Origin of the sequence: Nocardioides sp. YIM B13467 (genome assembly GCF_042788075.1) — a bacterium.
GTDB lineage: Bacteria > Actinomycetota > Actinomycetes > Propionibacteriales > Nocardioidaceae > Nocardioides.
In genome coordinates this window covers 2660649-2678642 of sequence record NZ_JBHZPJ010000046.1, presented here as the reverse complement: position 1 = coordinate 2678642, position 17994 = coordinate 2660649, and the positions used below count along the sequence as shown (strand labels likewise).

Sequence of the window (17994 nt, the reverse complement as noted above, 5' to 3'; positions counted from 1 at the left end):
ACGTGATGTCAGTCAATGACATCACGTGCTACCGTTGATGTCAGTCACTGACATAGGAGGAAGCATGACCAACATCTTCATCACCGGCGCCTCGGGCTGGATCGGCTCGGCGGTCACCGACGAGCTGCTCGCGAACGGATACTCCGTCACCGGCCTGGCGCGCTCCGACGCGAGCGCCGCCGCCCTCGAGGCGAAGGGAGTCGAGGTCCATCGTGGCTCCCTCGACGACCCCGACACCCTCGCCACCGCCGCCAAGGGGTCCGACGGCGTGATCCACCTGGCCTTCAAGCACGACTTCAGCGACTACGCCGGCGCAGGCCACACCGAGCGCGCGACGGTCGAGGCGATGCTCGACGCGATCGAGGGCACCCAGAAGCCCTTCCTGCTCGCCTCCGGTCTGGTCGGAGACGTCGCCGGACGAGCGTTCACCGAGGACGACGCCAACCCCAACAACGGCCCCGACTCGATGCGAGGCGGCAGCGAGAATCTCGCGCTCGGCTACGCCGAGAGGGGCGTACGTCCCGTGGCACTGCGCTTCGCGGCCTCGGTACACGGCGAAGGCGGCGACCACGGTTTCGTCGCGGTCCTGTCCTCGATCGCCCGGCAGCACGGCGTCTCGGGCTACATCGGCGACGGCCAGAACCGGTGGCCCGCGGTGCACCGCGCCGATGCCGCCCGGATGGTCCGGCTCGCGCTGGAGAAGGCCCCGGCCGGCTTCCGCGCCCACGCCGCGGCCGAGGAGGGCATCCCCACCCGGGACATCGCCGAGACGATCGGCCGACGCCTCGGACTCCCGACCGCCTCGATCGACCCGGCAGAGGCGGAGGCCCACTTCGGCTGGCTCAGCACCTTCTTCGGCCTGGACGGCTGGGCAAGCTCGGAGAAGACCCAGAAAGCCCTCAACTGGGCCCCAACAGGCCCGACCCTGCTGTCCGATATCGCGGCGGGCTATTACGACGCCTGACGGAAACGACGGAGAGTTCTGCAGGGGGTACCGGTGGGTACCCCTGCAGAACTCCCCGTCGTATCGCGCCTAGATGGCCTTGCCGACCGAGGCCGCGCCGGCGGCCTCGAACTCCTTCAGCAGGCGGCGACGGGTGCGGGTGTCGCCGCGGACCGCCTTGACGAGCTTGACGACCTGCGAGGGGGCATTGCGCACGTTGGTGGACTCGAGGAAGCCGTTGGGCAGCGAGAGGCGCACGACCTTGTGCCACGCGGAAGCGACCTGCTGCGGCATCGGCGCGGTGTGGTAGTTGAGGTCGTACTTCTCGAAGAGCGCGCGGACCTTCGGCGCGATCTCGGCGTAGCGGTTCGAGGGCAGGTCCGGGAAGATGTGGTGCTCGATCTGGTGGGACAGGTTGCCGGACATGATGTGCAGGAACTTCGAGCCGGAGATGTTGGCCGAGCCGAGCATCTGCCGGACGTACCACTCACCGCGGGTCTCGTTCTCCGGGATGTCCTTGAGCTCGAAGGTCTCGACGCCCTCGGGGAAGTGACCGCACATGATCACCGAGTGGGTCCAGACGTTGCGGGTGAAGTTGGCGATCACGTTGGCCAGCAGCGTCGTCGGGCCCGACAGGGTGACCATCGAGACGAGCGGGTGGGCGACGTAGTCCTTGAACGCTTGGCGGCGGACCTTGGCGACCGTACGCTTCGCCGCCATCTGCCACTCGGCGGACGGGCGGCGGCCCTTCTTCTTCTGCCGGATCACCCGGCCGAGCTCGAGGTCGTACATCGCGATCCCGTACTCGAAGATGCACATGTTGATGAAGTTCATCGCGGGCTGGAACAGGCTCGCCGGCGTCCAGCGCTGCTCCTCGTCGACGCGCATGATGCCCCAGCCGAGGTCGTTGTCCTTGCCGACGATGTTCGTGTAGGTGTGGTGCAGCTCGTTGTGGGAGTGCTTCCAGCCCTCGCTCGTCGAGGCGTTGTCCCACTCCCACACGGTGGAGTGGATCTTCGGGTCACGCATCCAGTCCCACTGGCCGTGCATGATGTTGTGGCCGATCTCCATGTTGTCCAGGATCTTGGCGATCGAGAGACCGACGGTGCCGACGACGAACGCCGGCGGGAAGATGCTCGCGAGCAGGACGGCACGGGAGCCGAGCTCCAGCGAGCGCTGGACCTTGATGACCTTGTGGATGTAGGCCGCGTCCCGCTCACCGCGGGTGTCGATGACCTCTTGGCGGATGGCGTCGAGCTCGCGGCCGAGCTGCTCGATGTCCTCGCGGGTCAGGTGGGCGATCGGGCCGGTGTAGGCCGGAGCGTCAGGTGCGATGGTCATGGCTGTCTCGCTTCTCTCGTCGTGGGGGATCTGCCTAGGAGGCAGGGTGGTCGATGACGCACTCGCCGGCGGCGGCGGAGATGCAGGTCTGGATCGGTACCCCTTCGGGGCCGGTCTCACCCGGTCGGGCAACGGTGAGCTCGCCGTTGCGGAGGTCGCGGACGGCGCCCTCCTTCATCGGGAGCACACAGCCGAAGCAGATGCCCATACGGCAGCCGCTCGGCATGAGGACGCCGGCCTCTTCGGCGGCGTCGAGGATCGGCTTGTCACCAGGCGCGTCGACGGTCTTGCCGGTGAAGGCGACGGTGCCGCCCTCGCTGGTCACCACGGTGGCCAGTCGGAACTGCTCGGTCTGGAGCGGCAGGCCCGCCTCGTCGTACCAGGCCTGGAGGTTGTCGAGGAGACCGGCGGGACCGCAGGCGTACGCCTTGCGCTCCCTCAGGTCGGGGACGAGCTCGGTGAGGGTGTCGATGTCGATGCGGCCCTCGGAGCCGGTGTAGCGGGTGACGAGGCGGATCGCGCCGGCCTCGGCGAGGGACTCGAGGTTGCGGATGAAGATCGAGTCGGGGCGGCTGGGGGCGACGTGCACGACGGTGACGTCGAGCCGCTGGTGCTCGACGACGCCCTCGTCGGTGACCGGGAAGAGGTTGCGCAGCATCCCGATGACCGGGGTCACGCCGGAGCCGGCCGTGACCATCAGGAACTTGTGGCCGCGCAGGTCGCTGGGCAGGACGAAGTCGCCGGCAGCCTGCTCGAGGTGGACGATCTTGCCGGGGCGCAGGCGGCGCACCAGGTGGCTGGAGACCTTGCCGTCGGGCACGGCCTTGACCGTGATCGAGATGAGGCCGTCCTTGCGGGGGCCGTGGGTCAGGGAGTAGGCGCGCCAGTGGCGTACGCCGTTGACGTCGACGCCCACGCGGACGTACTGACCGGGGGTGTGGCCGTTCCAGTCGGCGCCCGGCTTGATCTCGATGGTGGCCGCGTCGGCGGTCTCCGGGGTCACCTTGACGACGCGTCCTCGCAGGTCAGCGCCGGGTCGGAGCGGGTTGAACATGTCCAGGTAGTCGGCCGGCGCCAGGGGCGTGGCGATCTTCTCGGCGACTCCCCACACCTTGCGGGAGAGCCTCTCCCGCAGCGCGGGTCGCCTGGCCTCGCCCGGGGCGAACAGGGCGGGGGATGTAGAGATCTCAGCCATGTATCCATAGTGCTACTTATGCGAGGTAAACTCCTGTGTTAGCGACGTGAATCTGATAGGCGGATTTATACGTGACGAACAAAAGTTCCCGAGATGTGCCCGATCTTTCGTCCTATGACGTCCACCTGACGCCCGAGGTCGTCGCCTCGATCCGTGCCGTCCTCCCCCAGGTCGGCGATGACGTGGTCGCGGCGATCATCGCCGAGGTACCGCCGTATCAGGACGCGCTCTCGGGACACATGGGCGAGACCATCCGGAACGCGGTGGGCGTGGCGCTGGGCGGCTTCCTGTCGCTCGCCTCCGGGGCGGGCCTGGCCTCCGACGTGTCAGCCGCGACGCCGCCCGCGGTCCAGGGCGCCTATGACCTGGGGCGAGGCGAGGCCAGGAGCGGGCGCACGATGGAGGCCCTGCTGGCCGCCTACCGCATCGGCGCCCGCGTGGCCTGGCGAGAGCTCGCGGGCAAGGCCGTCGAGGGCGGCATGGAACCGGCGATGCTGGTCGAGTTCTCCGCGCTGGTCTTCGCCTGGATCGACGAGATCTCGGAGGCGTCGGCGGCCGGACATGCCGACGAGCGCGCCACGACCGGACGCGTACGCCGGCAGCTGCGCGAGCGGCTCGCCCGCAAGCTGCTGGCCGAGTCGACCCCGGAGGAGCTCGACGACGCGGCCGTACGGGCCGAATGGACCCCGCCGAGCACACTGACCGCCGTGCTCGTCCCCAACTCCCAGGTCGGCACCATCCTCGCCAAGGTCAACCAAGGCACCCTGGAGCACGACGACCTGCGCGACCTCGACGACCACACCCTGCTGCTGGTCCCCGACGCGCACGGTCGCCGGCGCCGGGCGCTGATGAAGGCGCTGGAGGGTCGCCGGTCGGTCGCCGGTCCGGCCAAGCCCTGGCGCGAGGCTCGGGTCTCGTACGAGCGCGCACGCCGCGCCCAGGACGCGGGCCTCGGCTCCGACACCGAGCAGCACCTGGTCGAGCTGGTCCTCTCCGCCGACACCGACGCCCGCGAGGACCTGCGCGCGCAGGTTCTCGCCCCCTTGGCCGACATGCGCCCCGCCACCGCCGAGAAGCTCACCGAGACCCTCCGCTCCTGGCTCCTCCACCAGGGCCGGCGCGACGAGGTCGCCGCCGACCTCTTCATCCACCCCCAGACCGTCCGCTACCGGATGGGGCAGCTGCGCGATGTGTACGGGGACCGGTTGGACGACCCCGCGATGCTCCTCGCCCTCACCGTCGCCCTGGGCTGACCACCTCGAAGCCGAGCTCCTCGGCGACCTGGCCCATCCGCTTGTCGTAGGTCACCACCTGCTCGACAGCCTCCTCTCCTTCGGCTTCATCGGCCAGCAGGAGGGCCGTGCCGAGATGGATGGCGTCGAGCGACTTGAGTGTCTGCTTGATGTCCTTCGCCGACTCGACGACCTCAGGAAGGATGCCCATGAAGTGGACGTCTTCACAGACCCGCTCGACGTCAACCGGATCAAGGTCCATCCGCACGCAGAGCCGAGCCAGCTCGATGTCGAGGAGGTCTGACGAGATCAGCCGATCGCCACGCTCCAGGACTTCGTCCAAGTGGTCCTCCAACGCCGGCCTGTCGGCATGGTTCAGCAGGATTCGACCCAGCGCAGAGGTATCGACGTAGACCAGCATCAGATGCTCTCCTCGCGCAGCTCTGCAAGGACCTCGTCCAGGTCCTCGTCCCGCGACACGCCTTTCACGGACCTCCACCCCCCGCCAGTGCCCTTCGGCATGCGGACCTGGCCGAGAGCCACCATCTGGTCGAACCTGCTCTTCGGCGCGGGCGAGATCACCGCGATCGGACGGCCGTGATCCGTGACGAGTAACGACTCGCCATTCTGGACGCGCCTCAGCACCCGGCCCGTCTGCTGGTTCAACTCCCCCACGCGTACTTCGCTCATGCCACAACGATAACTCGCGGCGTAGAACTTTTCTACATAGTTGTCAATCGCGCGGGTCCTCGCCGACGAGGCCGTCGATGGACTCGCGGATCAGGTCGGCGTGGCCGGTGTGGCGGGCGTACTCCTCGATCATGTCGGTGACGTAGCGGCGGGCGTTGGCCTCGACCTGCCACTCGGGGTTGGTCGCCAGCGTGTCCATGCCGTTCCTGTCGAGGGCCTCGGCGATCGATCGGCGGGACCTGGCGACCGCCCCCTCCCACAGCTCCATCAGCCCATGGGCCGTGTCCTCGGCCTCGGTCTTCCAGTCCCAGCCCTCCTCATCCGGGCCGTACGGCGCCCAGACGTCCGGATAGCCGTTGCCGGCGAGAATCGCGGTGAAGTAGTGGTCCTCGCAGAACGCGAGGTGCTTGAGGAGCCAGCCGAGCGTGATCCTGGACGGCTCGAGCCGCTGCCGCAGCTGCTCATCGGTCAGCCCGCCGCACTTCCAGGCGAACGTACGCCGGATCCGGTCGAGCGTACTGAGCAGCGTCCCGGTCTCGTCCATGACCGGTGTCATCTCGATCGTCATGCCGCTCACGCTAGGCCGAATTCCGGACACAAGCCTTCCGATTAACGGGGCTGTGCAGCCGTGGAGCGGCATGCGGGCCGGCGAACTGGGTACCGAGCGAGCCATGACTGACGCCACTGCCTATCGGTCCATGACAGCAACGGCGCTGCAGACCGCAGCGACGGTCGTGGCCGGAACGTTCCTGCTCGTCGGAGTGCTCGGGTTCATCCCGGGCATCACCACCGACTATGACTCGATGGCCTTCGCCGGCCACGAGTCCAACGCCCAGCTCCTCGGCATCTTCCAGGTGTCGATCCTGCACAACATCGTCCACCTCCTGTTCGGCATCGCCGGCCTCGTCCTGGCCACCAGCTGGCGCGGAGCCCGCGCCTACCTGATCGCCGGCGGGGCGATCTACATGGTCCTATTGATCTACGGCCTGGCTGTCGACCACGGCAGCAGCGCGAACTTCGTGCCGGTCAACGGCGCCGACAACTGGCTTCATCTGGTGCTGGGCGCCGGGATGCTGGCGCTCGGCCTAGGACTGGGACGGACCCCGGGCACAGCGGATCGACCCGGCGCGCTCTGAACGGAGCACACGAGCGTGTGGCTGGCCACGGCCGAGCGGCCGTGGTTCGCCACGCTCAACACGGGTCCGAAGGCGGATCTCACCGCAGACGTGGCCGTGGTCGATGGAGGCATCGTCGGGTTGACCTCAACCTGACTTGAGCATCGAGGCTGGAGCCATGAAGTTCACCGACACGCAGCTCCGCTACCTCCGCACCCAGCCGCTGGGAAGGCTCGCGACCCTCGCCCCCGACGGCGGCCTGCAGGACAACCCCGTGGGGTTCAAGATCGATGAGGAGCACCGGATCGTCATCGGCGGCTTCGAGATGGGCCGATCACGGAAGTTCCGGAACGCCCAGAAGCACGCCAAGGTGGCCTTCGTGGTCGACGATCTGGAGTCTACCAACCCGTGGAAGCCGCGGATGGTCGAGATCCGCGGCACCGCCGAGGCGCTCACGGACGTGGATCCGCCGATGCCGGGGACCTCACGGGAGGTCCTCCGGATCACGGCGGACTCGATCAGGGACTACGGACTCGGTGACTGACTCAGCGCTTCTGGAACAGCCGGGCCGGCACCAGCGAGAGCGGGTTGATCGCCGCCCGGATGCGCTGCCACCTCGTGCGTGAGTCGGAGATCGACGAACGAAGCGTCCCGACCTGCTCCCAGAAGGCGGCGACCTCGTCGTCCTGCGGCCCGGACTCGCCGAACATGGTGGTGTCGGTGAGCAGCGCCAGCCCCGGCACACCGTCCATGCCCGGAGACCCGGACAGCGCGGAGGCCTGCTCGCGGCGGGTGGCCCCGACGGGCACTCCGACCCCGAAGTCACGGGCGTGGTCGAGTGTCTCGCGCCAGCCACCGGAGAGACGGGCGACCGGAGTCCCGCGTGTCCGTCGGCGATGTCGCCGCCAGATCTTGGCGCCGATGATCGCCCCGCACACGGCGGCGATGAGCAGCAGCGGGATGCCGACGTACGTGAAGACGGCGATCAGCCAGCCCGGCAGCGTGAACCCGTCGGGCCGCGAGTTGGCCTTCTGGTTGACCGACTCGTCCAGCGGGTCGCCGGAGGTCGCGGGCGGGCGTACGGGCGCCGGCGGCGGGACGACCTTGCCGGTGACGAGCTCCTCGGGCTGAGGAGCGTTCTGCTCGGGCGGCTTCTCGGTGTTCATGAACTCGGACCAGTCCAGGGTGGCCCAGGACCCGTCCGACATCCGCAGCTCGACCCAGGCGTGCATGTCCTTGCCCTGGACGACGCCGTCGGAGCCGACGACAGCACCCAGGACCACCCGGGCCGGCACGCCGACCTGGTTGGCCAGGATCGCCATCAGCGCGGCGTACTGCTCGTCGTTGCCGGCGAGCTGGCCACCCTTGGCGGTGAAGTCGGCGAGACGACGCAGGGAGTGACCGGCCGGGTACTGCTGGTTCGGCGGCTCCCCGTCCGTGTAGGTGCCCTCCTCCTTCAGCTTCCCCGCCACCGCCAGCGCATTGGTGATCGGTGAGTCACCACCGCCGGCGTACTCGGCGGCGAGCGCCTGGAACTGAGCGGCCTCGTCGCCGATCGGCGACCCACCCGACCAGGTCTCGCTCTTCTCCCCGACCTTCTCGTCGGCGACCGAGGCGGTGAAGGAGTAGGAGTCGCCGGGCTTCAGCGCCGAGGGCAGGACACCGGTGGACGTCGCCAGGTTGTAGCGGAAGGAGTCGGAGTCGGGACCGTCGAACGAGATGTGCGTGAGGGCGGTCGGCAGCGGCACCCAGACGCCGCCGAAGTCCTCCCCGATCGTGATCGTGCCGCGCACCTGCTTGCCGTCGGCGAGCGGGTTGCGCAGCGTCGAGCTGATCTTCTGGAAGGTGTCGTCGGGACCTTCGGTCTCGCCGGAGTCGTTGGCCGCGCGCCAGACGGTGCCGTCGTACGAGTCCATCGCGGCCACCCGGACCCGGGTGCCCTCGGGCAGGCCCGAGACGGTGAAGAGGTCCTTCTCGTAGAGTCGGCGGTCGTCCTCCGGCGTCTGGTAGCCCTTGGTGTAGACGCGGAAGCCGGCCAGGGGCGACGGGTACTGCCCGACGTTGAAGGGCGGCTCGATCTCGCCACGCAGCACGGTGCGCTCGGGCGCCAGGCCCGGGAGCAGCGGCCCGCCGAGGAACGCCAGCCCGGCCGCACCCAAGCATAGGCCGGCTCCGATCGCGGTCCGCGAGAGACGGCGGCCGCCGGCGGCGAGGGCACGGGCCCGCATCCCGCGGATGCACAGCCAGGTGATCGCGATCGCTCCGAAGAGCGCGCCGAGCAGCGCGGTCTTGGACGGGTCCTGTACGCCGAGCAGGATCACTCCGGCCATCAGCGCGAACGCGACGAGCACCGGCGGCAGCGCCGCCTTCATCCGCACCGCCAGCGCGAAGCCGACACAGCCGGCGACCAGGCCGAGGATGTAGGGGATCGTCAGCAGTGCCCCACCGTCGACCGGCGGCAGCGTGGTCAGCAGTCGCTTCCAGCCGTGCACGGAGTTGTCGGCGAGGGTGCCGATGGTGTCGGGGACCGGGAGGAACGAGAGGTCGCCGATCCCGTGCAGCGCGACCGCGCCGCCGAGCACGAAGAAGGCGGCCAGAAGCCCGACGGCCAGCACGACCACCGGCTGTCCGCGGCCGACGAAGGCGATGAGGATCCCGAGCAGCAGCCCGGCGATGCCGGCGACCAGGTAGGTCCAGCCGGCGTAGGTGTCGTCGAAGCCGAGGAAGGCGATGGTGCCGAGAAGGAACAGCAGGAGGGCGTCGACGGCGTGGTGCTTCTTCATCCGGACAACCCCTTCGACAGCACGATCGGCAGCTGGTCCAGGTCGGGCAGGGTGAGCATCGGCAGGTCGGCGACGGCCTTGAAGCCGGCACGCTGCGAGGAGTCGACCCGGACGGCGACGGTGGTGGCATCGACCGAGAACTGGCCGGCCGCGCGCTGCAGCGCGACGAACTCCGGGTAGCGCCCGGTCACCAGCATCACCAGCGACGCGTCCGGCGCCTGCCGGGCTGCCTCGGCGGTGATCTCGATCAGGTTGGTCTGCTGCGGTTTCGCCCGGGAGCAGGCGTCGAGGGCCGTACGCCCTCCCCCGTTCGCCGCGGTGGCGCGCACCATCAGCACGTCGCCGGTCGCGAACGAGACGTCGAACTCGTCCAGGATCCCGCGGCGCAGCAGGGAGCCCGCGATCGACATCGCGGTCTCGTACTCGTCCTCGCTGTCGTAGGACATCGGCGAGGAGTCGACGATGACGACGATGTGGGAGCGGCGGGTGTCGAGGAACTGGCGCACCAGCAGCTGACCGTGGCGTGCCGAGGAGCGCCAGTGGATGTGGCGCAGGTCGTCGCCGGGGACGTACTCACGCAGCGCGTGGAAGGCGAGGTCGCTCATCGAGGTGTTCTGTGCCGTGGACCCCTCGAGGTCACGGACCAGACCGACCCCGAAGGGCTCCAGGTGGGTGGTGCGCGGGTGGACGAACACCTCGGTGCGGTCGGTCCACTCCTGCACCCGCCGGAAGAGCCCGAGCGGGTCGCCACGCACCGTCCGGACGGGACCGACGTCGATCACGCCGCGGCGCTGGGTCGGCACCACGAACAGCTCGGTGTGCTCGGCGCCGGGAAGCAGCATCGGCAGGTCGTACGTCACCCCACCCGCTCCGATGGGGAACTCCAAGCTCGTCGAGACGAGCGGGCCGCGCGCCTCGTTGCGGGCCCGCAGCTCGCCGGTCAGGGCCTGGCCGACCGCGACGCGCGGTGGCTCGACCACGGTCGCCACCGCGAGCCGGGTGCGTCCGATCATGAAGAAGGCCGCGCCGATCACGAGGAACAGCGCCGCCATCGCCACCACGGACGCCTCGATCCAGCCGAGTGCGGTCGCGGCGACCCAGGCCAGTGCGCCGAGGAGCAGCACACCCCAGCCGATCGAGGTGACCGTGCCGAACCACGGACGGACCCGGTCGGCGACGAACGAGTAGACCGAACCCGCCCCGGACGCTACCGGGGCGAGCCGTTTCCGCAGGTCAGCAACGATGTTGCGGACACTGAGCCTGCTCATCTCAGGCGACACGCTCAGTGGGAGCCGGGACCGAGGTGAGCAGGTCGCCGATGACGTCCTCGACCGTGACGCCGTTGAACATCGCCTCCGGGTCGAGGATCAGGCGGTGGCAGAGCACCGGCTCGGCGAGCGACTTGACGTCGTCGGGCAGCACCTGGGAGCGACCCTCGGCGAGCGCCCACACCTTGGCGGTGCGCACCAGGGCGAGACAGCCACGCATGGAGGCCCCGAGGCGTACGTGCTTGTGGCGACGCGACTCGTCGACCAGCGCGGAGACGTAGGCGACGATCGCGGGGTCGATGTAGACCTGGTCGGCCATCTCGGCCATTTGGGTGACCGTCGGGGCGGTGATGATCGGGGTGACCAGCGTGGCGCGGTCGCGGACCGAGGAGTTCATCAGCAGCTCGACGGTGGCGGCCTGGTCGGGGTAGCCGACCGACGTCTTCATCAGGAAGCGGTCCAGCTGAGCCTCGGGCAGCCGGTACGTCCCGGCCTGCTCGATCGGGTTCTGGGTCGCGATCACCATGAACGGGCGGCCGACGTCGCGGGTGGCGCCGTCGACGGTGACCCGGCCCTCCTCCATGACCTCGAGCAGGGCGCTCTGGGTCTTCGGGGAGGCGCGGTTGATCTCGTCCGCCAGCACGATCGAGTGGAAGATCGGGCCCGGGTGGAACTCGAAGGCGCCCTTGCCCTGGTCGTAGACGGTCACACCGGTGACGTCGGACGGGAGCAGGTCCGGCGTGAACTGGATGCGGGCGTGCGAACCCTGGACCGTGTTGGCCAGCGCGCGGGCGAGCTGGGTCTTGCCCGTGCCGGGGTAGTCCTCGAGGAGCAGGTGGCCCTCGGAGAGCAGCGCGGTCAGCACCAGGCGGATCACGTTGCGCTTGCCCAGCACCGCCTTCTCGACGTTGTCGGCAAGCTTCTCGAAGGTCTCGTGGAACCAGCGAGCCTGCTCGGTCGTGACGGTCATTTCTTCTCTCCTACCACGTTACGGCCTTGGTCAGGGTGGGTCGCCCGGAGGTTGTGCAGGTGACGACGAAGGGGGTGTTGGCGCCGACCCAGCCACGCCCGCTTCCCGAGCCTGTGCCGTCGTTCCCGATCGTCACGTTCCAGCGCGAGGACGTCGAGTCGGTGCGGCACTCCCAGGTCTTGCCCGGGAACGCACGGTCGGTGATGGTGGAGCCGACGTACCAGCAGGTGCCGCCGCACGCCACGTCCGGATCCGGGCAGCCGGCGCCGTTGCACTCGCCGGCCTTGTTGACCTGGAGCGTCGGGTCCGGCGGCGGGTCGGTCCGCACCGTGACCGAGTCGGACTTGCTCGCTCGCGGCGAGTCACTGATGGTCACGGTGTAGGTGTAGGACGTGTTCCATTCGGGCGCGGTGTCCGTGCCCGAGCGGCTGCCCGCACCGGTGCCCGTGGTGAACTGCTCCACCTGGGTGCCGCCACGCTTGACGGTGACGGTCGCGGCCTTGCCGTTGGGGTCGTAGCTGACCCGCCAGTTGACCTTGTTGCCGTCGACGCTCGCCGAGATCGACGGTGTGCCCAGCGGACCGTAGGTGGTCACGTTCTTCGATGCCCAGGCGCCACAGGACGCCCCGGCGCCGGTGCCACCGGAGGAGTCGTTGCAGGCGCGCAGCTGGACGGTCGTCGAGTTGCCGTTGGTGAAGCCGGTGATCGTCTTGGTCTGCTGGCCGGCGCCCTCGGGCGGGTAGGTCCAGCTGCCGCAGGAGGAGCCGTTGCGTACGCACTCGACCCGGTTGGTCTTGCCGTGCGAGGCCCGCGGCGTGAAGACGATCTCGGCGGTGCCGTTGGCCCCGGTCGGGGTCGCACTCGCGAAGGAGACCGCGTCCGGCGTCGCGGCCGCTTCGACCTGGCCGCCCGCGGAGTAGCTGGAGATGTGGGCCTCCGGAGAGCCGCCCGACCCGGTCTCGCGCGGCGAGGTCGCCTCCGCGTTCCGTGCCCTGACGGCGTAGGTGTAGATCGTGCCGTCGTTGGCGACGTCGTCGCGGCAGCTGGTCTCGGCCACCCACGAGCAGACGATCTTCTCGCCCGTGCCGCCGGTGCGGCGTACCTCATAGGTGACCGGCCCGGGGCCGTTGGCCGCGACCGGACTCCACGAGACAGTCACCGACTTACCCGTGTTGTTGGCCGTGTCGTTCCACTGGAAGGTCGGGGTCGCCGGGGTGTCCGGCTTGCCGGCACCCATCCCCTCGACCGTCGCCGTCGGACCCTTGTTGGTCTTGACGCCCTTGTCGTTGAGCGGCACGACGGTGAACTGCACCGGGTCGCCGTTGGAGCTGACCGCGGCCGGATAGGTCGTCTGACCTGCGGAGATGTCCTTGATGCCGCCGCCCGGCCAGCTGATCCGGTATTTCTGCACGTCCGAGCAGTCGCACGGGGCCGGCTTGCTCCAGCTCAGCTCGACCTTGTGGTCGCGCTGGCGGGTGACCCGCAGGTTCTGCACCGGACCGGTGTAGGCGTCGGGCTCGCCCTCGGCCGAGTTGCTCCACTCGCGGCTCGGTCCCACGGAGTTCACCGCGCGCACGCGGAAGTCGTAGACGACGCCGTTCTTCAGCCCGGTGATCCGGCACGAGGTCGACGGGCAGTCCTGGACGTGGTCGCCGTTGGCCTCCACCTCGTAGCGCTGGATCGGGTCGTCGCCGTTGTCCTTCGGCGCGTTCCACGACAGCGCGACCACGTTGGAGAGGAAGTCGGAGGTCGTACGCAGCCCCGTCGGCGCACCCGGGACGTCGATCACGTCCACCTCGATGACGCCGTTGGCCTTGACCCGTTTGGAGTCCTTGCCGGAGTCGCTGACCTCGATCGCGTAGCGGTAGTGGCCGTGGCCCTCCTCGGGCGTGTTGAAGGTGATCTTCGAGCCGCTGGCCTTGCCCATGTCGGGCGATTCGCTGTCGATCGGGTCGAGCTTGGTGATCACCACCTCCTGAGACTCCGACGGCACCGGTGTCTGCAGATAGTCGGCGATGTCGATCGCGACCGTCTTCCCGGCCTCGGTCTGCAGCGGCTTGATCGGAGAGAGCGAGGGGGCTGGCAGCGCGATGACCGTGACCAGGAGCTGGCCGGTCGCGTCCGTGCCCTCGACGCCGATCTCCAGGGCGCCCTGAGCGCCGGCGTCGGCGTGCTCGGCGGTGAGCCGCAGGCCACCGGCCTCGGGCTTGACCTCGACCCCGTCGAGCCCGTCGCCGACCTCGGCGGTGAAGTCGAGATCGTCGGCGTCACCCGGGTCGGCGGTCCACACGTGGCAGATGGCGGCGATGTCGACCAGCGCGCCGTTGCCGCTCTCCGGGACCTCGACAGGGGTGCTCGGACAGTTGATCTCCGGCTCCTCCTTGCCGATCTGGACCGGCAGCGAGATCACCGAGAGGTGAGCGTCGGCGGAGGTGATCTTCTCGCGGTCGGCGACCTCGAACGTCAGCGTCGCCGGGCCCTTGGTCTCACCGGCGGTGACCTTGACGGTCGTCGCGGTGGTGTCGCCGGTGTTGAGCATGCCCTCGGGAGCAGCCACGATCTTGTCGGTCGTGGTCAGCACGACCGGGTCGCCCTCGGGGTCCTCGACGTAGTCGGTGATGTCGACGTTCTTCGTCTCGCCCGGGTTGAGCTGGAGCTCGGAGCCCGGCTTCAGGTAGGGGGCGTCCTTGGGGCGTGCGGGGACGTAGATCGAGCCGACCGCCTGGGCGCCGTCGGGGTCGGTGACCCGGTAGGTCCACACCCGGGTGTTGTCGCCGACCGGCAGGGTGACCTTGCCGTCCTCGATCTTCGGCTTGGACTCGTCCTCGCCGACCGAGGGACCCTTGACCGCGTCGACGGTGAGGTCCTCGAGCGAGTCGTCGATGTCGGTCACCTTGGTCATCACGTCGACGGTGGTGGTCGACGAGTCGCCCTCGGGGTGGGCGACCACGATCCCCGCCATCGGCGGGTTGTCGTAGCCCTCCTGATAGCGGATCGCGAGCTCGCCGGTGTCCTCGTGGAGACCTGTGGTGGCGCGGTAGGGGACGTGCTGGAACGGCTCCCCGGAGCCGCCCTGGACGGTGACGATGCCGTCGGAGCGCTGCTTGACGTTGGAGCCTTCGGTCGCGTCGGTCGAGGCCAGGTGCAGCTCGGTCCCCGGCGTACGCAGGTCGTTGGCGAGCACGTCGTAGGTCAGCTTCTTGGCGGGGTCGAGCGTGACCAGGTCGTCGACGGCGACCGGGCGCTGGGGCGCGCCGGGCGCGACGACGGCGATCCGCACGGTGCCGGTCGCGACGGCACCGAACGGGTCGCTGACCTCGTAGGTGAACTCGTCGGTGCCCGCGGCGTTGGGGAAGGCCTGGTAGGTGATCGTGTTGGCGCCGTGGGCCAGGACGCGGCCGTAGGCGGGCGCACTGTTGATCCTGGTCACCGAGACCGAGTCGCCGTCGGGGTCGGTGCCGACCGTGGGCAGCCGCAGCGTGACCTCGTCGCCCTGGACCACCCGCGACTCCAGCGCCTTCGGCGCGGGCGCGGAGTTGTCGGCCTTCTTCTTCGGCAGCGGCTTGACGTGGATGCGGATGTTGCCCGAGGAGTGTTCCGCGGAGGGGTCGCCGGTGTTCTGCACGACGTAACGGACGTCGACGTCGACCGGCCCCTTCACGTCGTCGGGGGCGACGTAGCGGACCCGGTTGCCGTCGATGTAGGCCTCACCGACCGTCGGCTGGCCCAGCACCTGCAGCTGGCCCTTGGTCTCGATGGTCTGGTCGACGACCAGGCCGACCGGGTCGCCCGAGGGCGTCGAGTCGTTGTCGAGGACCGGGATCGAGACGGAGTCGGCGGCCCGGACCGTGGCCTCGTCGTCGACCGCCTCGGGAGCATTCTCGGCGCCGCGCAGCGCCGGGCGCTGGCTCACCGTCACCGACCCCTCGGCCTCGGCGGCGCCGTTGCTGATCGTGTAGCGGATCGCCTGGGTGGACGGGTCCATGTCGGGCTTGGACGCCTGGATCCGCAGCCAGCGACCGTCGAGCACTGCGACCGTCAGGTCGCTGTCGCCGACCGGCTCGGCATGGGTCACGGCGAGCAGCCGGCCTCGGGAGTCGTAGTCGTTCGCGAGGACGTCGAGGGTGCGGGTCGAGGTGCCGAGGACGGCAGTCGTGTCCGGCGTCGCGATCGGCTCGTCCGCCGCCTGCGAGGCCGGTTTGACGTCGACGCGGATCTTCGCCGCGGCGGGCTTCGCGGCCCCGAACCCGGCGTTGTAGCTGAGCTGGTAGGTGCCCGGCGAGCTCCCTCTGGCGCGCACGACGCCGGTCTCCCGGTCGGTGCTCACCTCGAGGCCGCCCTTGGGCGGGACGTCGCCGGCGAGGGTGAGGCTCGCGTCGAGGTTGGACGGGTCGGCGCCGGGGATGTCGTTGTCGAGCGGGCGGATCGTCACCCAGGAGCCCTGGGTGCCCTCGGCGACGTCGTCCTTCGGCTCCGGGGAGGCGGTGGTCGCTCCGGCGACGATGTTGATTCGCACCTTGTCCTTCGACGGCTTGCCGCCGGTGCTGACCTGATAGCCGAGGTTCTCGCTGCCGGAGGCGTCCGCGGCGGCGGTGTAGCGCAGCAGCCCGTCGGGGGTCACGCTCGCCTTGCCCTTGGACGCGGTCGGGGACTGAGCGGTGACCGGGTCGCCGTAGCGCTCGTCGCGCCAGTCGCCGACCACCGGGATCTCCACGGTGCCGCCGGCCGCGACGGTGTAGTCGGTCGGTGTGTAGTGCTCGCGCAGCGTCGGCTTGCCGGTGCCGCCCGAGCCCTCGATGCTGAGCTCGACGCTGGCGTCGTCCTGGCCGGCCTTGCCCTTCATCCCGTCGTCGACGGTGTATTTGAAGCTGGTCTTCTTCCCCTGCGCCGACTCGGGAGCGGTCACCAGGACCGACTGCCGGTCGGGGGCGATGGTGGCCTCGACGCCCTTGACGGAGGCCTCGCCGACCGAGACCACGCTCAGGATCGAGTCCTTGGCCGAGGAGTCGTTGTCGAGGACGTGCAGGACCGTGGTGCGTCCGGCGCGGGCACCGAGCTGGTCATCCTTGGCCTTCGGCGCCTGGGCGGCCTTGGTCTGCTGCTGCTGCTTGTCCTTCTTCTGGTTCTGCTTCTGGGTCTGCGGCTGGAACGCCTCCCAGTTGGAGATCTTCTTGATGTCGGCGCCGTCGATCTCCCAGACATCACCGTTGCGCAGGTCGTTGAGCACCAGCTGGCCACGGTTGATCCGGAACTCCAGCTCGGCGGCCGGGCCGAGGGTCGGGATCTCGCCCAGGATCGGCTCGCCCTCGCCGCACTGGGTCACCACCGAGCCGGTCGAGCCGTTGGCCCAGGCACCGAAGACGCAGTCGCCGAGCCGGACCGGGGCGGCCGGGTCGCCGGCGGACTCTGCGACGTGGCGGATCTCGCCGTTGCTGAGGGCGACGGCCTTGAGGCCCGTCGCGTCGCCGACGAGCACCTCCTTGGCCTTGACGGAGGGTTGCTGGAGGACCGCGCTCTCCGCGGTGTCACCGAAGTCCACAGCGATGTCGGAGCCCTTGGAGGCGCCGAGCAGCCAGCCGGCCTGGTCGAGGGTGATGACGTCGTCGCCGACGACGGTCGCCGAGGTCGGGGTCTCCGCGTACTCCGGAGCCTTCGGGAGCTTGGTCTTCTCGGGATCGGCGAACCGCTCACCGTCCGGGGCGAAGGCGGTCAGCGTCCGCTTTGCGGCGGAGACGGCGTACGCGGTCCCGTCGGTGCCGATGGTGAGCACCGCGTCGGCGCCGACCGTCTCGGTGGGCTTCGTGGAGCCGGAGAGGTCGGAGAGGTCGCCGACGCCGGCGGTCGGGTCGACGGAGGTGAGCCAGACCTTGCCGGTCTTCTGCTCGGCGACGCCGATGGTGTTGCCACCCATCACCACGCGGCTGTCCTTCACGGTCACCGCGTCGTCGTCGATGCCCTCGGCGAGCTTGGTGTTGACCGGCGTGATGGTGCGGGCGTCGCGGTCGACGGAGGCCACCGCGATGCCGTTCTGAACCACGTCGAGGCCGGCGCGCTCGGACCTGGACCCGGTCTCGTTGCCCGCCCAGACGACACCGTCGAGCTGGGCGACGGGGCGGTTCTGGCGGCCCAGGGTGCCCCAGGACTGGTTGGTCACCCAGATGCCGCCGTCGTCGAGATCGGCCTTGTGCACGGGATAGCCGGTCGACTGGATCGCGTAGACGGTCAAACCGCTCGCAACGACGGCAAGTGCTGCCCAGGACGCGATGGAGGTCCGATGACGCCGCATCCACCCGGGCGCCATCCCGAAACGTGCCACCAAGACTCTCCCCAAGTCCTTCCATGCCAAATGGCCAGCCGACACAAAAAGTCTGGCTTACTCTAGGCGCGCCTCAGGGTAGAAGCCACACGAACTAGCCAAACGTGGCACACGGCTCAGTGAACACGCTCACCGATACCG

General features: G+C 69.4%; 13 protein-coding genes. 4 read left to right on the top strand and 9 right to left on the bottom strand.

All coding sequences use genetic code 11. The features are described from left to right. Nucleotides 1-64: 64 nt before the first annotated feature. The gene (locus tag ACFX43_RS19880; RefSeq protein WP_378833215.1) at nt 65-964 is read left to right on the top strand and encodes an SDR family oxidoreductase; all 900 of its coding nucleotides are present in this window, start codon (nt 65-67) and stop codon (nt 962-964) included. 69 nt (nt 965-1033) lie between these two features. On the opposite strand, the gene ACFX43_RS19875 is transcribed toward ACFX43_RS19880, so the two are convergent. Both ACFX43_RS19875 and ACFX43_RS19870 read right to left on the bottom strand, forming a co-directional pair. After that, nucleotides 1034-2284 carry a fatty acid desaturase family protein gene (locus ACFX43_RS19875; protein WP_378833210.1) on the bottom strand — a complete coding sequence of 417 codons (1251 nt, stop codon included), beginning with the start codon at nt 2282-2284 and terminating at the stop codon, nt 1034-1036. Between the two features lie 34 nt (nt 2285-2318). Then, nucleotides 2319-3479: a ferredoxin reductase gene (locus ACFX43_RS19870; RefSeq protein WP_378833204.1), complete on the bottom strand. Its 1161-nt coding sequence runs from the start codon at nt 3477-3479 to the stop codon at nt 2319-2321. Nucleotides 3480-3574: 95 nt separating this feature from the next. On the opposite strand from ACFX43_RS19870, the gene ACFX43_RS19865 reads away from it, so the two are divergent. Further along, nucleotides 3575-4732 (top strand): PucR family transcriptional regulator, encoded by a 1158-nt coding sequence (locus tag ACFX43_RS19865; RefSeq protein ID WP_378833200.1) that lies wholly within the window; start codon nt 3575-3577, stop codon nt 4730-4732. Here the strand turns inward: ACFX43_RS19865 and ACFX43_RS19860 are convergent. The 3 genes from ACFX43_RS19860 to ACFX43_RS19850 are packed head-to-tail and all read right to left on the bottom strand — an operon-like array spanning nt 4713 to nt 5969. Continuing rightward, the gene (locus tag ACFX43_RS19860) at nt 4713-5132 is read right to left on the bottom strand and encodes a type II toxin-antitoxin system VapC family toxin (RefSeq protein WP_378833197.1); all 420 of its coding nucleotides are present in this window, start codon (nt 5130-5132) and stop codon (nt 4713-4715) included. The two genes, ACFX43_RS19865 and ACFX43_RS19860, sit on opposite strands and share 20 nt — an antisense overlap. Then, nucleotides 5132-5401: a type II toxin-antitoxin system prevent-host-death family antitoxin gene (locus ACFX43_RS19855; RefSeq protein ID WP_355226365.1), complete on the bottom strand. Its 270-nt coding sequence runs from the start codon at nt 5399-5401 to the stop codon at nt 5132-5134. Before ACFX43_RS19855 ends, ACFX43_RS19860 begins: the two co-directional genes overlap by 1 nt. A gap of 43 nt (nt 5402-5444) precedes the next feature. After that, nucleotides 5445-5969 (bottom strand): DinB family protein, encoded by a 525-nt coding sequence (locus ACFX43_RS19850; protein WP_378833190.1) that lies wholly within the window; start codon nt 5967-5969, stop codon nt 5445-5447. A 103-nt stretch (nt 5970-6072) separates the two neighbouring features. On the opposite strand from ACFX43_RS19850, the gene ACFX43_RS19845 reads away from it, so the two are divergent. Then, complete coding sequence (locus ACFX43_RS19845) at nt 6073-6537, top strand: DUF4383 domain-containing protein (RefSeq protein ID WP_378833183.1); 465 nt, start codon at nt 6073-6075, stop codon at nt 6535-6537. Between the two features lie 157 nt (nt 6538-6694). Continuing rightward, nucleotides 6695-7060, top strand: coding sequence for a PPOX class F420-dependent oxidoreductase (locus tag ACFX43_RS19840; protein WP_378833179.1), 366 nt, complete (start codon nt 6695-6697; stop codon nt 7058-7060). Nucleotide 7061: 1 nt separating this feature from the next. Here ACFX43_RS19840 and ACFX43_RS19835 read toward each other — a convergent pair whose 3' ends face one another. From ACFX43_RS19835 to ACFX43_RS19820, 4 genes are read right to left on the bottom strand one after another with little or no spacing between them, the layout of a single operon-like run. Continuing rightward, nucleotides 7062-9299 (bottom strand): DUF3488 and transglutaminase-like domain-containing protein, encoded by a 2238-nt coding sequence (locus ACFX43_RS19835; protein WP_378833174.1) that lies wholly within the window; start codon nt 9297-9299, stop codon nt 7062-7064. Then, a complete protein-coding gene (locus ACFX43_RS19830; protein WP_378833169.1) occupies nt 9296-10567 on the bottom strand; it encodes a DUF58 domain-containing protein in 1272 nt (423 codons plus the stop codon). Before ACFX43_RS19830 ends, ACFX43_RS19835 begins: the two co-directional genes overlap by 4 nt. A 1-nt stretch (nt 10568) precedes the next feature. Continuing rightward, nucleotides 10569-11537, bottom strand: coding sequence for an AAA family ATPase (locus ACFX43_RS19825; protein WP_378833166.1), 969 nt, complete (start codon nt 11535-11537; stop codon nt 10569-10571). Between the two features lie 10 nt (nt 11538-11547). Further along, on the bottom strand, nt 11548-17853 hold the full coding sequence (locus ACFX43_RS19820; protein ID WP_378833163.1) for an Ig-like domain-containing protein: 6306 nt from the start codon (nt 17851-17853) through the stop codon (nt 11548-11550). Nucleotides 17854-17994: the final 141 nt, after the last annotated feature.